Source organism: Nocardia sp. NPDC058518, from assembly GCF_042719655.1.
GTDB lineage: Bacteria > Actinomycetota > Actinomycetes > Mycobacteriales > Mycobacteriaceae > Nocardia.
This window is the reverse complement of sequence record NZ_JBHXNJ010000031.1, coordinates 1-14,157: the sequence shown is the minus strand read 5'-3', so window position 1 is coordinate 14,157 and position 14,157 is coordinate 1. Positions and strand designations below refer to the sequence as shown.

General features: G+C 68.0%; 14 protein-coding genes and 1 riboswitch. Of the genes, 4 read left to right on the top strand and 10 right to left on the bottom strand.

Translation table 11 applies throughout. The features are described 5' to 3' along the window. Positions 1-29 precede the first annotated feature (29 nt). Positions 30-608, top strand: a complete 579-nt coding sequence (locus ACFWPX_RS33665; RefSeq protein WP_378932262.1) for a TIGR03086 family metal-binding protein — start codon at positions 30-32, stop codon at positions 606-608. A gap of 6 nt (positions 609-614) precedes the next feature. On the opposite strand, the gene ACFWPX_RS33660 is transcribed toward ACFWPX_RS33665, so the two are convergent. From ACFWPX_RS33660 to ACFWPX_RS33640, 5 genes are all read right to left on the bottom strand, one after another. Further along, a complete protein-coding gene (locus ACFWPX_RS33660) occupies positions 615-1,820 on the bottom strand; it encodes an MFS transporter (RefSeq protein WP_378932378.1) in 1,206 nt (401 codons plus the stop codon). A 67-nt stretch (positions 1,821-1,887) separates the two neighbouring features. Next, on the bottom strand, positions 1,888-3,237 hold the full coding sequence (locus ACFWPX_RS33655) for an LLM class flavin-dependent oxidoreductase (protein ID WP_378932260.1): 1,350 nt from the start codon (positions 3,235-3,237) through the stop codon (positions 1,888-1,890). Continuing rightward, entirely contained in the window at positions 3,234-3,998 is a 765-nt protein-coding gene (locus tag ACFWPX_RS33650; RefSeq protein WP_378921382.1) for an ABC transporter ATP-binding protein, read from the bottom strand. The genes ACFWPX_RS33655 and ACFWPX_RS33650 overlap by 4 nt, the downstream gene beginning before the upstream one ends. Beyond that, entirely contained in the window at positions 3,974-4,834 is an 861-nt protein-coding gene (locus tag ACFWPX_RS33645; protein WP_378932256.1) for an ABC transporter permease, read from the bottom strand. Before ACFWPX_RS33645 ends, ACFWPX_RS33650 begins: the two co-directional genes overlap by 25 nt. Then, positions 4,834-5,925: an ABC transporter substrate-binding protein gene (locus ACFWPX_RS33640; protein WP_378932254.1), complete on the bottom strand. Its 1,092-nt coding sequence runs from the start codon at positions 5,923-5,925 to the stop codon at positions 4,834-4,836. The genes ACFWPX_RS33645 and ACFWPX_RS33640 overlap by 1 nt, the downstream gene beginning before the upstream one ends. A 97-nt stretch (positions 5,926-6,022) precedes the next feature. Continuing rightward, positions 6,023-6,162: riboswitch (adenosylcobalamin (AdoCbl) riboswitch) on the top strand. Between the two features lie 5 nt (positions 6,163-6,167). Between ACFWPX_RS33640 and ACFWPX_RS33635 the strand changes: the two genes are divergently transcribed. Genes ACFWPX_RS33635 through ACFWPX_RS33625 form a run of 3 tightly spaced genes read left to right on the top strand, consistent with a single transcriptional unit; the run spans position 6,168 to position 9,072 of the window. After that, positions 6,168-7,199 carry a FecCD family ABC transporter permease gene (locus ACFWPX_RS33635; RefSeq protein WP_378921376.1) on the top strand — a complete coding sequence of 344 codons (1,032 nt, stop codon included), beginning with the start codon at positions 6,168-6,170 and terminating at the stop codon, positions 7,197-7,199. Continuing rightward, positions 7,196-8,041, top strand: coding sequence for an ABC transporter ATP-binding protein (locus ACFWPX_RS33630; RefSeq protein WP_378932251.1), 846 nt, complete (start codon positions 7,196-7,198; stop codon positions 8,039-8,041). Before ACFWPX_RS33635 ends, ACFWPX_RS33630 begins: the two co-directional genes overlap by 4 nt. Then, on the top strand, positions 8,041-9,072 hold the full coding sequence (locus tag ACFWPX_RS33625) for an ABC transporter substrate-binding protein (protein WP_378932249.1): 1,032 nt from the start codon (positions 8,041-8,043) through the stop codon (positions 9,070-9,072). The genes ACFWPX_RS33630 and ACFWPX_RS33625 overlap by 1 nt, the downstream gene beginning before the upstream one ends. Before the next feature lie 50 nt (positions 9,073-9,122). On the opposite strand, the gene ACFWPX_RS33620 is transcribed toward ACFWPX_RS33625, so the two are convergent. The 5 genes from ACFWPX_RS33620 to ACFWPX_RS33600 are packed head-to-tail and all read right to left on the bottom strand — an operon-like array spanning position 9,123 to position 13,963. Continuing rightward, positions 9,123-9,617, bottom strand: a complete 495-nt coding sequence (locus ACFWPX_RS33620; RefSeq protein WP_378932247.1) for an SRPBCC domain-containing protein — start codon at positions 9,615-9,617, stop codon at positions 9,123-9,125. Between the two features lie 36 nt (positions 9,618-9,653). Next, positions 9,654-10,850, bottom strand: coding sequence for an ROK family protein (locus ACFWPX_RS33615; protein WP_378932245.1), 1,197 nt, complete (start codon positions 10,848-10,850; stop codon positions 9,654-9,656). Positions 10,851-10,875: 25 nt separating this feature from the next. Continuing rightward, complete coding sequence (locus ACFWPX_RS33610; RefSeq protein WP_378932243.1) at positions 10,876-12,117, bottom strand: sugar ABC transporter permease; 1,242 nt, start codon at positions 12,115-12,117, stop codon at positions 10,876-10,878. Then, positions 12,114-12,878, bottom strand: coding sequence for an ATP-binding cassette domain-containing protein (locus ACFWPX_RS33605; RefSeq protein ID WP_378921364.1), 765 nt, complete (start codon positions 12,876-12,878; stop codon positions 12,114-12,116). Before ACFWPX_RS33605 ends, ACFWPX_RS33610 begins: the two co-directional genes overlap by 4 nt. Beyond that, positions 12,878-13,963 carry a sugar ABC transporter substrate-binding protein gene (locus ACFWPX_RS33600; RefSeq protein ID WP_378932240.1) on the bottom strand — a complete coding sequence of 362 codons (1,086 nt, stop codon included), beginning with the start codon at positions 13,961-13,963 and terminating at the stop codon, positions 12,878-12,880. Before ACFWPX_RS33600 ends, ACFWPX_RS33605 begins: the two co-directional genes overlap by 1 nt. Between the last annotated feature and the right edge of the window lie 194 nt (positions 13,964-14,157).

Genomic DNA, 14,157 nt, shown 5'->3' with positions numbered 1-14,157 from the left:
GTGCCGCGTCGCGGTGGTTACCTCGGTACATGTCCGAAACCGAACGCGTAGCTCACGCCGCGACACCGCTGTCGAAGCTCATCCGCACGGTCGACCCCGCTCGACTGTCCGATCCGACTCCCTGCGCCGAGTTCGATATCCGAGCCCTGATCAACCACCTGCTCTTCTGGGGTCCGTCGCTGGTCGGCGCCGCGCACAAGGAAGCGATCGCACCCCCGGCGACCGCCGAATCCGATGTCGACCTCACCGCCGGCGATTGGGCCGCGGCCCTCGACGCGCACCTCGACGCGCTCACCACCGCCTGGCGTGGCCCCGCCGCGTGGCAGGGACTCACCCACATGGGCGGACCGACGGAACTCCCCGCACCGCTGGTCGGCGGGATGGTGGTCGGCGAGCTGATCGTCCACGGCTGGGACCTCGCCCGCGCCCTCGGCACCACGCCACACTGGGACGACGACCTGCTGCGCGAGACCTACGACGAGACGGCCGCCACCGCCGAACAGGGACGCCAGATGGGCATCTACGGCCCCGAAGTCCCCGTCGCGGCCACCGCTCCGCTCCTCGACCGCATCCTCGGCCTCACCGGACGCGACCCCGCCTGGTCGTAGGCCCGGTCAGTTGCTGTCCACCGACTCCCGGGGCTCGCGAAGATCCGCGGCCTGCGGTTCGGGCACCGTGACCGGGGCCACCGGGAGCCCGGGGAACCAGCGATACATCGCGGCCGCGCCGCCAAGGCCCGCCACCGCGAGCGCGCCCGCCGCCGCACCGAGCACCGTCACCGCGCTGATCGCACCGACCGAGATCGGGCCCGCGAACATCCCGATGTCGTGGGTGAGCCGCCACGCGCCGAGGAATTCCGCGCGCTGACCGGGCGGGGCCACATCGGCGCCGACGGTCATGATCACACCGTTGCTCAACCCGTTGGCGAAGCCGAGCAGCACGGCGACCGCGGTCAGCCCGACCACCGACCCGGCGAACGGCAACGCGGCGTACCCCGCGGCGAAGGCGATCATCGCGGGAACGCCGATCGCCCTGCGGCCGTACCGATCCAGCCAGATTCCGGCCGGATACGACATCAGCACATCGACGGCGCCCGCGATACCGAACACGATGCTGGTGGTCGCCGCGTCGGCACCGATGTGCACCGCCCACAACGGCAGCAGCGATTGCCGTGCCGCCCGTGCCGCTCCCATGAGCAGGGCGCCGAGTCCGAGCGTGCTGAGCAGTTTGCGATGTTCGACCACCACCGCGCGAATGGTGTTGTCGCTGACCACCGTCGGCGATCCATCGGTCTCCGGCATGGCGAACACCAGCGCACCCGCGACGAGCATGGCGACGAGCTGGATCCACAGCCCGCCGACCGGGCCGAGCCAGTGCACCGCACCGGCGCCGAGGAAGGGTCCGGCGAAGAATCCGAACCGCATCCACCCGGCCAGCGCCGAAAAGGCCCGTCCCCGATCGGCACTCGGCACCACGGCCACGATGTAGGTCTGTCTGGCCAGGCCCCACACCGCACCCGAAGCGCCATTGATCAGCAGGCCGACCGCGAAAACGGCGATATTCGGCGCGAGAATGGCCACGAGCAGGCCGAGTGCGCACGTCAACGAGCCGAGCGCGATCGCCTTGCGCTCGCCGGTGCGCGCCACCAGCCATCCCGCGGGCAGATCGCCGAGAATGAGCCCGAAGCCCATCATGGCGACCACCACGCCCGCGGTTCCGACCGACGCGCCGAGTTCGAGCGCGTGCAGCGGCAGCATGGGAGCCGCTGCGCCCGAACCGATTCCGTAGACGGCGGAAGGAACGAACACCGCCAGCGCCATGGACCGCAGCTGAGTCACGGCGCCACCACCAAACGGCGAGTGCTGTGCTGACTGTTACAGCCCACCGTCATCCGGCTAGTGCGGCGGTGCGGGCGAACCGGCTCTCCGGGCGCGCGAGCCCGAAGTGGTCGCGCAATGTGGTCCCGGTGTATTCGGTGCGGAACAGCCCGCGCTCCTGCAGGATCGGCACCACCGTTTCGGCGAACACCTCGAGCCCACCGGGGTAGTACGGCGGCATCACGTTGAACCCGTCCGCCGCTCCCTGGGTGAACCACTCCTCGATGGTGTCGGCCACTTGTTCGGGCGTTCCCGCGAACACCCGGTGCCCGCGCGCACCCGCCAGCCGGTGCAGCAGCCCACGCAGGGTCGGCCGTTCCCGCTCGACGATCCCCGCCACCACCTGCAATCTGCTGCGCGCGTTGTCGGTGACATCGCCCGCCCCCGCGAACACTTCCACGGGCACCGGCTCGTCGAGCGCGAGAGTGCGCAGCGAGGTGCCGGTGATCGATTCCAGCTGCTTGATCCCGTATTCGGGCACGGTCAGCTCGTTGAACTCGCGCTCCAAACGCAGCGCGGCGGCCTCGGTGTCGGCGATGAACGGGCTGATCCCCGGCAGGATCTTCACCTCGTCGGCGGTACGGCCGAACTCGGTGGCCTTGGATTTGATATCGGCGTAGAAGGACTGCGCGTCCGAAAGTCGTTGGTGGGCCGTGAAGATCGCCTCCGCGTACTTGCCGGCGAAAGCGCGACCCTCGTTCGATGCCCCCGCCTGCACCAGTACCGGACGTCCCTGCGGTGTCCGCGCCGAGTTGAACGGGCCACGCACACTGAGATGTTCGCCGACGAAGTCGATCGGATGGATCTTGTCCGGATCGGCGTACACCCCTGCCGCGCGGTCGAGCACGATCGCATCGTCCTCCCAGCTGTCCCACAGCCCGACCACCGCGTCGACGAATTCCCGTGCGCGGGCATAGCGTTCGGCGTGATCCGGGTGCCGCTCCAGCCCGAAGTTGGCCGCGGCGAGGTCGGTTCCGGTGGTGACGATGTTCCAGCCCGCTCGTCCGCCGGAGATGTGGTCGAGCGAGGAGAACAGCCGCGCCAGGTTGTAGGGCTCGTAATAGGTGGTCGACGCGGTCGCGATCAGACCGAGATGTGTTGTCGCCGCGGCGATCGCGGTGAGCAGGGTGATCGGCTCGAGGCCGGGCGCGGCATTGTGACGCACGTCGGTGCGCAGGGCGGGACCGTCGGCGAAGAACACCGCGTCGAGCTTCGCCGCCTCCGCGGTGCGCCCGATCTCCTGGTAATAGGAGACGTCGTAGATGCGGTCGGGCCTGCTGTCGGGGTGCCGCCAGGCGGCCTCGTGGTGCCCGGACGGGTAGATGAACGCGTTGAGACTCAGTTGACGCGGTGCACTCATGACGCCTGTTTCACTTTCTCTGATTCTGTTGTGTCGACGCCGAGCCCGGTCAGCAGCGCTTCCCGCAGCCGGACGAACTCCGGGTGCGCGTGCCTGCGCGGGCGCGGGGTCTCGATGCGCTGATCGATCGTGATCCGGCCCTCGTCGAGAACCAGCACCCGATCGGCGAGCAGCACGGCCTCGTCCACATCGTGGGTCACCAGCAGCACGGCGGGCCGGTGCCGCTCGCACAGCGCCTGCAGCAGGGCGTGCATCCGAATCCTGGTCAGCGCGTCGAGCGCGCCGAACGGTTCGTCGGCCAGGAGCAGTTCCGGCTCACGCACCAGCGATCTGGCCAATGCCACCCGCTGCTGCTCACCGCCGGAGAGCTCACGCGGCCAAGCCTTCTCGCGCCCGGCCAACCCGACCTCGGCCAATGCCGAGCGTCCCCGCTGGTCCGCGTCGCGACCGGTCAACCCGAGCACCACATTGTCGAGCACCCGCGCCCACGGCAGCAGCCGCGAATCCTGGAACACCACCGCGCGCTGCGTCGGCACCGTGAGCTCGCCGGAACCGGGTACCTCGGAATCGAGTTCGGCCAGCGCCCGCAGCAGCGTGCTCTTGCCCGAACCGCTGCGCCCGAGCAGCGCGACGAACTCACCGCGCCGGATCTCGATATCGATGCCGTTCAACACGATTCGCGTGCCGAAGCCGCGGGTGAGAGCGCGGGTGCGTACGACGACCCGCTCGTCGGAGCTCAGTCGCCCAGTGTCTGTCGCCATGCCAGCACCTTTCGTTCCGTTGCCCGCACGGCGAGGTCGCCGAACAGTCCGAGCAGTCCGTAGATCACCAGACCCACGACGATCACGTCGATCTGGCCGTAGGTGCGCGCCTGGGTCATCAGGTAGCCGATGCCGCTGGTCGCGTTGACCTGTTCGACCACCACCAGCGCCAGCCAGGAAATGGTCACCGCGAGCCGCAACCCGAGGAAGAAGCCCGGCAGCGAACCCGGCAGCGCGATCCGCCGTAGGAAACCCCACCGCGACAGCCCGACCGTCTCGGCCAGTTCCACGTAGCGCGCGTCGACGCTGCGCAGGTAGGCATGGGTATTGATGTAGATCGGGATGAGCACGCTGGTGGTGATCACGATCAGCTTCATCTGCTCGCCGATCCCGAACCAGACGATGAACAACGGGATCAGCGCCAGCGTCGGGATCGCCCGCTTGATCTGCACGGGACCGTCGACCACCGCCTCACCGAGCCGGCTCAGGCCCGAGACCAGCGCGAGCACCACGCCGATCACCACACCGAGGACGAGGCCGATCACGGCCCGCTGCAACGAGGTCAGCAGGTTGGACTGCAACCGGCCGTCGGCGATCAGCTCGCCCGCGGTCCGGGCGACCGTCCACGGCGCGGGCAGTGTGTCCGGGTCGATGGCGCCGATCGCGGAGCCGACCACCCAGGTGCCGATGAGCAGGGCCGGTCCGAGGGCGAAGCCGAACGGGATGGGCTTGCCGGGTCCCAGCCTGCGCGTGCCCCGTCCGCGCGGCGACAGCGCCTCGACCGGTGCCGTGCTCGCCCTGATCCGGCGCAGCACGCCGGCATCGAGGGTGGCCATCAGCCCGCCGCCGGCGCGAACGCCGCCCCGCTGGCGGTGACGGCCTCGGTGACCGCGGCATCGAAGCGCAGGTCGAAGCCGTCGACGGCCTTGATCTTCTTGGGCAGTTCACCCACGGCGTCGATCGCGTCGATGGTGGTCTGCTGCCGGGCGATCAGCTGCTGGTCCAGGTGCGGGAACGTGAAGGTGCCCAGCGATTCGACGATCCGCTTGGCATCGTCGGCGCTGACCTTCTGGCCCTCGACGTAGTAGCGGGTCGCCCATTCCTCGCGATGGGTGTTGGTCCACTGCCAGGCCCGCACGAACGCGCCGACCAGGGCGCGGGTCGCGGCGGCCTTCGCCGGATCCTGGACCACCGCGCGACGCGCGTACACATAGGCGAGACCGCTGTAGATGCCCGTGGTCTCCGAATCCGGGATCAGCGAGGTGCCCTGGGTGCGCAGGAACCTGGTCACATTGGGTTCGATCAGCGGCGCGACATCGACCTGACCGGTGCGCACCGCGTCCGGGAATTCGGCCAGCTGCAGCCGGACCAGCTCCACATCGGTGGGCTTCAGTCCCGCCTTGGTGAGTGCCTTCAGCACCGACGCCTGCTGGGCGGTGCCCTCGGCGTAGGCGATCTTCTTGCCATTCAGATCGGTGAGCTTCGAGATCGAACGGCCCGGTGCGACCGCGAGTTTCATCGCCTTCGGATTGGTCTGATAGGAGCCGATGATCGGCACGTCCTGCCCCGCGGCCAGCGCGTGGATCGGCGGCACATCGCCGACCTGACCCACATCGGCCGCGCCCGCCCGGAAGGCCTCGAGGATGGCCGGACCACCGACGAAGTTCGCGAACTCGATCTTGAACGGCAGCTTGTCCAGCTCGCCGGACAGCCGCAGCGCCGATTGCAGCCGTTCCTGCTGATCGGCGACGACGAGCGTGGTCCCGGGCGGAACCTCGGTCGGCAGCGGCGCGTCGGGGGTGCCGACCGGTGCGTCGTTGCCCTGTGCGCAGCCGGTCAGGCCGAGCGTCGCAACGGTTGCCATCGCGAGAAGTGCGGCGGTGGCGCGGCCACGCAGGCCGGGTCGAAAGGTGTTCGGTCGGTACATAGACGGATTCAAGCAACCACGACCACCCCCGAACACCATTAGCCTTTCCATGATTTGAAGGGCCCGGCTCCTGGTTGGCACCGAGTGCCGCGTTAGAGTCTGGGCGTTATTCCCGGCGGGTGCGGGAATCCGGTGTCACTCCGGAACGGTCGCGCCACTGTGATCGCCTCGCGGCGAAAGTCAGACCTCCCTCGCCGGGACACCCTCTGAAAGGGCCGCGCCTTGCCTGTGGAGAATTCGCGATGATCCGTGCCCGGATCTCGCTCGCGCTGCCTCTGATCGGGGCGCTGTTGCTGGCAGCCATGATCGGTGCCACCGGATTCGGTGCGGAGATCGTGCCCGTGTCCGCGGTGCTCGACACCCTCATCGCCCGGCTCACCGGCGCGACACCCACCGATCTCGGTATCGACACCATCGTCTGGCAGCTCCGGGTGCCACGCACACTGCTGGCCGCGGTGGTCGGCGCCGGATTGGCACTGGCCGGTGCGGCGATGCAGACGCTGGTGCGCAACCCATTGGCCGACCCATTCCTGCTCGGCGTCTCCTCCGGGGCCGGTGTCGGCGCGGCCGCGGTCATCACCTCCGGGTTGTTCGCCGGTGCGGGCATCTGGGCGCTGTCCGGCGGTGCGCTGCTCGGTGCGTTCGGCGCCGCGACCCTGGTGTTCCTGATCGCGTTCGCCCAGGGCGGTCTCACCCCGCTGCGGCTGGTGCTCACCGGCACCGTGCTCGGTTCGGCGTTCGCCGGGTTCAGCAGTTTCCTCGTTTTTCGCAGCACCGATCCCGCGGCGGCGGAGTCGGTGCTGTTCTGGCTGCTCGGCAGTCTCGCCGGTGCCGATTGGACGACCATCGCCCTGCCGCTGACCGTGGTGCTGGCCTGCGGCGCGATCCTCATGGCGAGCGCGGGCTGGCTGGACGCGCTCACGCTCGGCGCGGACACCGCGTCGTCGGTCGGCGTCCCGGTGCGACGGCTGCGCATCGGCCTGTTCGTGCTGCTGGCGGTGCTCGTCGGTGTCCTGGTCGCGGTGTCGGGCGGCATCGGCTTCGTCGGCCTGGTCGTCCCGCACGCCGCCCGGATGATCGTCGGCCCCCGCCACCGCAACCTGCTCCCCACCTGCGCGCTCGGCGGTGCGCTGTTCCTGGTGGTCGCCGACGCCGCCACCCGAATACTGGTGCGCCCCACCGAGATCCCGGTCGGCGTACTCACCGGCCTCATCGGCGCTCCGACTTTCCTTCTGTTGATGGGCAGACGCCGCTACCAGTTCGGCACGTCATGAGCGACTCCACCCAGGTCGAACGCCCACCCAGCGAGGAGGCCTGCCCGGGCAATATTTCAGCGAGCTCAGGCGAAGTGCGAGCGGTCACGCTCACCTGCGCTATCGGGCGACGGAATGTCGTGGTCGGCGCGGACTTTTCGATCGAGCCCGGGGAAATCGTCGGGATCGTCGGGCCCAACGGCAGCGGCAAATCGACGTTGCTGCGGGTGCTGGCGGGAGTCGACAAACCCAGGCAGGGTCGAGTGCTCGTGGATGGGCAGACCCTGCACAGGATGCGGCCGCGACAACGGGCCGCGACGGTGGCATTGGTGGCGCAGGACGAGACTCCGCCCGCCGACATGCTGGCCGGCGAAGTCGTCGCCCTCGGGCTGACGCCCTATCTGCCGCCGTGGGGACTCGGCGCCCCGCGCGAACAGCAGCGGGTGGCACAGGCGCTGGCCGCGGTCGATCTCACCGGTTTCGCGGGCAGGCAGGTGCAGCAGCTCTCCGGTGGCGAACGGCAGCGGGTTCTGCTGGCACGTGCGCTGCTCCAGAACACCCCGGTACTGCTGCTCGACGAACCGACCAACCATCTCGACGTCACCCATCAGCTCGAACTGCTCACCCTGATGCGGAGCCTGAACCGAACCGTCGTCGCCGCCCTGCACGACCTGTCACTGGCCGATCGCTACTGCGATCGAATCATCGTGCTGCACAACGGTTCCGCCCGAGCACCGGCACCACCGGCCCAGGCGCTGACACCCGATGTCGTCGCCGCGGTGTTCGGTGTCGACGCGACGCGCGTCCAGCACCCGCTGACCGGCGAAGACCACCTGTTGATCACCCCGCGAGAGGCGCGATGATGAAGAACCACGGCCGGATCCTGGCCACCACTGCCCTTGCCGCCGTTCTGACGGCCTGCACCGGCACCACCACAGAGTCCGCGACGACGATCCCGATCCGCAACTGCGGCAAGGAATCCCAGTTCCCCGCCCCCGCGCAGCGACTGTTCGTCAACGACGGAAATCTCATCTCGATGGTGCTCGCGCTCGGTGCGCAGGACCAGGTCGTCGCGGTCTCGAGCATCCAGCGCGATGCAGGCACCCTGCGCGCCCACTACGGCGCCGATGTCGTCGACGGCCTGAAATCCGTTGCCCCCGAGTACCCCTCGCGCGAGACCGTGCTCGCCCAGCGCCCGGATGTCATGGTCGCCGGCTGGAGCTACGGCTACGACGAGGCGAGCAACCTCACCCCCGAGTCACTGCGGAAAGACGGCATCGCCGCCTACGTCCTCACCGAGAGCTGTCGCCAAGTCGACGGCGCCGCCGCCCGCGGCACCGTCGAACCATGGACCGCGTTGCGCACCGACCTGACCGACCTCGGCACGATCACGGGCCACCCCGACCGCGCGCGGGAGGTCACCGCCGACCTCGACCACCGGCTCGCCGCCCTGACTGCCGCCCCGAAACCGGCTCGAACCCCGACGGTGTTCCTGTTCGACAGCGGCACCGACACCATCTACTCCAGCGGCAAATACGGTGCGCCGCAAGCGATCCTCGAAGCCGCGGGCGCCCGCAACATCCTCGACGATGTCGACGACACCTGGACCAAGGTCTCCTGGGAGCGGCTCGCGGCCGCCGACCCGGACGCGATCATGTTCGTCGACTACCCCGGCCAGAGCTACGAGCAGAAGGTCGAACTGCTGCGTTCCAAGCCCGGTATCAACGGTCTGCGCGCGGTCCGCGACAGCCGGTTCTTCAACTTGCCGTACGCGCTGTGGACGAGCGGGCCACTCAATATCGATGCGGCCGAACAGATCCGCAAGCAGCTCGAAACGTGGAACCTGGTCCCCGCCTCTGGCATCACACCCCGCGCGGACGACGCCGTACGTTGACCCCTGGCCCGGCTGTGCGCTGTCGGTGAACCGTCGCACCCGAGCGGCACTCAGTCGGTCGTGCCCCGCTCAGCGAGCGCCACCAGTTTCGTCAGCGCCATCTGCCAGCCGACTTCGTTCTCGGCGGGACCGAGCCCTGCCGGAACCCCCTCGTGCAGTACCTCGAGGTAGGTGCCGCCGTCGGCGTCCGTCAGGGTGAAGGTGACGGTCTGCGCCCCGGTCATGTCCGGCTTCTCCGTGACGAATTCCAGCACCTCGACCACTTGCTCATCCGAGGTCAGCGAGCGGAACGTCCCGAAGTAGGCGTCGTGCTGCTGGCGCACCGTTCCCGCATCGTGCTGCCCTGTCTCGCCCACGTCGACGGGCTCGTCATGGGTGAGGGTGATCGAGAACGATCCGCCCTCCACCGGCTCGAACCGATGCACATCGACAGATATCCCGTCGGGCATCATCCAGGCAGCCACCGCGTCGCCGTCGAGCAGCAGACGGTAGACGGTCGAACGAGGCGCGTTGATCTGCGTGCCGATCCTGGTCGTCGTCGCCATGGCTTTCACGATAGCCGCCCTACCGACGCCGACCGGTCAACCACCGGAGCTACGCGCCAGTGTCTGCAGTGGGTCGGTCAGCACATCGGCGAACGCCAGTTCAGCGGCCCCGATCAGCGGCGCGTCGTCGGCCAGCGCCGAGGTCCGCAGCCGGACACGTTCGCGGACCGCGAGCAGTCCGTTCACGGCCAGCCTGCTGCGAACCTGGGCTGCCGAGCCGAGGTAGATCTCGCGCAGAACCCCGCCGAACACGACCATCGTCGGGTTGAAGATGTTCACCAGGTTGGCCACCCCGTAGCCGAGCCAGTCGCCGACCTGGTGCAGCGCGTCGCGGGCGGTGGCGTCACCGCGGGCGGCCGCGTCGACGATCGCTTCGACCGCCGCCCGCCCGGTGAGATCGGCACGCCCCGCCACCGCGATCAATGCCAGCTCCCCCGCCTCGGCCTCGAGACAGCCCCTCGACCCACACCGGCATGCCCGCCCGCCGGGGTTCACGATCATGTGCCCGACCTCGCCGCCGTAGCCACCCTCGCCACCGAGTAGTTCGCCGCCCATGATGACGCCACCACCGATGCCGACTTCACCGTGCAGGTAGATCAGGTCCGATACCCCGGCACCGACACCGCGCTCACGCTCGGCGAGCGCGCCGAGGTTGGCATTGTTACCGACCACGACTCGCACACCGAGCCGCTCCGACAGCGTCGCACCGACCGGCACATCGACCCAGCCGATATTCGGCCCGTACCGCACCACACCGTCACCCTGACGGACCATGCCACAGAACGCGAGACCGACACCGACGCGAACACTGTCGGGCCCCGCCGCGGCGACCATGGTCTCGGCCATCACCGCCAGCGATTCGATCACTTCATCGGGATCGAATGCCCTACTGTCGCGCGGTGTTTCGCGACGGTCGAGGATCACCCCACCCAGACCGACCCGCGCCACCGCGAGCCGGTCCGCGCCGACATCCAACGCGAGTACGTACACCCGCTCCGACTCCGGCCGCACCACCAGCGACGGCCGCCCTGCCCTGCCGGTCTGGCGAGGCAGTTCCTCACTCACCAGCCCGGCAGCGGCGAGATCGGTGGTCAAAGCCAGAATCGTGCTGCGGTTCAGGCCCATTCGCTCGGCCAGCTCCGCCCGCGATACCGGGCCACTCAGATGGACGTGGCGCAGCAGCACGGCGAGATTGCGTGTTCGGATCTCGTCCGGGGCGGGTGCAGCCCTCATCCGGCCCAGCCTTCCCGGTCGATGGTCAACTTCCTGGCAGCGAACGCTTGCGTGAGAGCGCGTCCACCCCCGCCGCGAGCAGCAGGACAAATCCTGTCACAACGAATTTCGTGCCCGCGCTGTAGCCCATCAGCCCCATCCCGTTGTTGATCACCGCGACCACCGCGGCGCCCAGCACCGCGTCGAGCATCCGGCCGCGACCACCGAACAGGCTGGTGCCACCGATCACCGCAGCACCGACCGCGGTGAGCAGCACATCGGAACCACCGGTGTTCGGATCGACGGAGTTGGCCCGCGACGCCGCGATCAATCCGCCGACAGCAGCCATCGTCGAACAGAGCACGAACGCGCTGATCTTGATCCGATCGACCGGAATGCCCGCGCGCCGAGCGGCTTCCACGCTGCCGCCGACCGCGTAGACATGCCTGCCGAACGAGGTGCGATTGAGCACGAAGGTCCACAGCAGCAACAGCGCGATGATGATCGGCACCACGATCGGCATACCCTGCAGCGAGTTGACCTCCGGATTGCGGCTGCGCTCGTCATTGAGCACCAGCACCGCTATCCCTGCGACGAGCGCGACCGTGGCGATCCGCAACGCGACCACCGGCGCCGTCTCGCCGGTCAGACCGAGTGTGTTGCGCGCCCGCAACTTTCGGTACTGCACGAACGAGAACCCGGCAAGCAGCACAAGGTACATGACCCAGCCGAGCAGGGGCGGCACATTCTTGTTGGCGATCGCCAGGATCGTCTCGTCGTGGATGGAGATATTGCGGCCGTTGTCCATGATCTTCAGCGCGACACCCTGCAACGCCAGGAACGCGGCCAGCGTCACCACGAACGACGGGACACCGATCTTCACCACGATCGCACCGATGGTCAGCCCGATCACGACACCGGTGAGCAGCGACGCGAGCACCGCCGCGTACCAGGGCCAGCCCTTGTCGGTGAGCAACACCGCGAGCACCGCGGCACACACACCACTGGTGAAACCGGCAGACAGGTCGATCTCCCCGAGCAGCAGCACGAAGATCAGACCCATCGCGATCACCGCGATGGCGGCACCCTGGGTGAGCAGGTTCGCGATATTGCCCTGGGTCATGAACACCGGCCGCGCGATCCAGAAGACGACCGACAGCACGACCAGCGCGATCACCGAGGGCAGCGCACCCATATTGCCGCTGCGAATCCGCGCGATATAGCCGGTGACCAATTCGGTCACCGGTGCGGCAGGCTCGGCGGCCTTGTCCGTCACGACCGCACTCATGCCTGCACTCCGATTCCGAGGCTCCCGCTGCGGCCGGAAGTGATGAGCTCGACGACCTGCGAATGGGTCACATCGGCGGTCCGCACCTGTGCGGCCATCCGGCCCAGATACAGCGCCGCGATGCGATCCGAGACCGCGAAGACGTCGTTCATATTGTGCGAGATCAGCACCACCGCAAGACCTTTGTCGGCCAGTCGGCGCACCAGTTCGAGAACTTGCTGAGTCTGGGCGACACCGAGCGCCGCGGTCGGCTCGTCCAGAATCACCACCTTGCTGTTCCACAGCACGGCCTTGGCGATGGCGACGGTCTGGCGTTGCCCGCCGGACAGGCTCGCCACCTTCTGCCGCACGGATTTCACCGTCCGCACCGACAGACCGGCCAGTGTCGCGCCCGCCAGTTCCTCCATGCCGTATTCGTCGAGCACGATGCCGTGCTTCTTCTCGCGGCCGAGGAACATGTTCTGCACGATGTCGAGGTTGTCGCAGAGCGCGAGATCCTGATAGACGATCTCGATACCCAGTTCCGCCGCGTCCCTCGGATTGCCGATCTGCACCGGCGCACCGTCGAACAGCACCTCACCCGCATCGATCGCATGGGTACCGCCGATGCATTTGACCAGGGTGGACTTGCCCGCGCCGTTGTCACCGACCAGTGCCGTCACCTCACCGCGGTAGGCGGAGAAGTCGATGTCGTGCAGCACGTGAACCGGCCCGAAACTCTTCTCTAATCCGCGCAATTCGATGAGCGGGGTATCGGTCATCAGCGGACGCCGTTATCCGCGCAGAGCTTCGCGAATTCACCGGTGCACAGCTCGGCCTTGTCGACGAAACCGTCCGCGACAACGTCGTTCACGTTGTTCTTGAAGATCGCCTTCGGCTCGAGCAGCACCGCGGGCACCTTCGTCTTCGCCTCTGGATCATCGACGGTGCTCGGCGCCTCGCCCTTCTCACCGTTGGCCAGCGCGATCGCCAGCTTCGCGCCGGCGGCGGCCTCCAGGTTGATCGCCTTGTAGACGGTCATGCACTGGTCACCGGCCAGGACGTTCTGCAGGCCCTGCACCGTGGCGTCCTGACCCGTCACCGGGATCTGACCGTTGAGCTTCTGCTTCTTCAGCACGGCGATGGCGGCGTTGGCCAGCCCGTCGTTGGCCGCGACCGTGCCCCCGAGGTTCGGGGTGCCGGTGAGCATCTGTTCGAAGATGGTGCCCGCCTTGGTGTTATCCCATTCCGGGACGGCCTGATCGGGGCCCTTCACGTACTCACCCGCGTCGAACTTCGGCTTCAGCGCGCCGTCGTACCCGCTCTTGAACAGGGCGGCGTTGTTGTCCGTCGGACCGCCGTTGAGATAGGCGACCACGGGCTTGGACGCCTGCTTGTCGGCCAGGCACTTCGCGAGGCCGTCGCCCATGAGCTGTCCGACCTTCACATTGTCGAACGACACGTAGTACGGCGCACCGCCGCCGAGGGTCAGCCGGTCGTAGTCGATCACGGTCACACCTTGGGCCTTGGCCTTCTGGATGACCGCCTTGCCGGTGCCGCTGTCGAGGTTGGTGATCATCAGCACCGAGGCGCCGTTGGTGATCATCTGATCCGCGATGGTCTGGAAGGCGTTCTTGTCGCCCTGGGCATTCTGGATGTCGGCCTTGATCCCCGCGGCGTCGAACGCCTGCTGGAGATACTTGCGATCCGCTGTCTCCCACCTCGCCGAGGTCTTGCTGTCGGGCAGGATCACGCCGATCTTGGCGCCGCCTCCCGAGGAGTTCGAAGTGTCGTCGCCGCAGGCGGTGAGCGTAGTGGTGAGAAGTGCGATCGAGACGGCCGCGATGCCGAAGATCCCCTGACGCATGAGCGTGGGCCTTTCATGGAACCACCGCCTGTGGGCGGTCGAGCTGGAGCGAATGTTGTTCTCGACAACATACTCCAGGGTGACCTGGCCCACTGTGGAAACGCAAAAAGGCCCTCCAACCGAAGTTGGAGGGCCTTTCGCAATGATGTTCCGGCAGTGTCCTACTCTCCCACACCCTGTCGAGTGCAGTACCA

Coding starts and splice junctions, on each gene's coding strand:
- ACFWPX_RS33620 (WP_378932247.1), bottom strand. CDS start 9,617: ATGGCGACGACGACCAGGATCGGCACGCAGATCAACGCGCCTCGTTCG.
- ACFWPX_RS33665 (WP_378932262.1), top strand. CDS start 30: ATGTCCGAAACCGAACGCGTAGCTCACGCCGCGACACCGCTGTCGAAG.
- ACFWPX_RS33605 (WP_378921364.1), bottom strand. CDS start 12,878: ATGACCGATACCCCGCTCATCGAATTGCGCGGATTAGAGAAGAGTTTC.
- ACFWPX_RS33630 (WP_378932251.1), top strand. CDS start 7,196: ATGAGCGACTCCACCCAGGTCGAACGCCCACCCAGCGAGGAGGCCTGC.
- ACFWPX_RS33655 (WP_378932260.1), bottom strand. CDS start 3,237: ATGAGTGCACCGCGTCAACTGAGTCTCAACGCGTTCATCTACCCGTCC.
- ACFWPX_RS33600 (WP_378932240.1), bottom strand. CDS start 13,963: ATGCGTCAGGGGATCTTCGGCATCGCGGCCGTCTCGATCGCACTTCTC.
- ACFWPX_RS33635 (WP_378921376.1), top strand. CDS start 6,168: ATGATCCGTGCCCGGATCTCGCTCGCGCTGCCTCTGATCGGGGCGCTG.
- ACFWPX_RS33615 (WP_378932245.1), bottom strand. CDS start 10,850: ATGAGGGCTGCACCCGCCCCGGACGAGATCCGAACACGCAATCTCGCC.
- ACFWPX_RS33645 (WP_378932256.1), bottom strand. CDS start 4,834: ATGGCCACCCTCGATGCCGGCGTGCTGCGCCGGATCAGGGCGAGCACG.
- ACFWPX_RS33610 (WP_378932243.1), bottom strand. CDS start 12,117: ATGAGTGCGGTCGTGACGGACAAGGCCGCCGAGCCTGCCGCACCGGTG.
- ACFWPX_RS33625 (WP_378932249.1), top strand. CDS start 8,041: ATGAAGAACCACGGCCGGATCCTGGCCACCACTGCCCTTGCCGCCGTT.
- ACFWPX_RS33650 (WP_378921382.1), bottom strand. CDS start 3,998: ATGGCGACAGACACTGGGCGACTGAGCTCCGACGAGCGGGTCGTCGTA.
- ACFWPX_RS33640 (WP_378932254.1), bottom strand. CDS start 5,925: ATGTACCGACCGAACACCTTTCGACCCGGCCTGCGTGGCCGCGCCACC.
- ACFWPX_RS33660 (WP_378932378.1), bottom strand. CDS start 1,820: ATGGCGCTGGCGGTGTTCGTTCCTTCCGCCGTCTACGGAATCGGTTCG.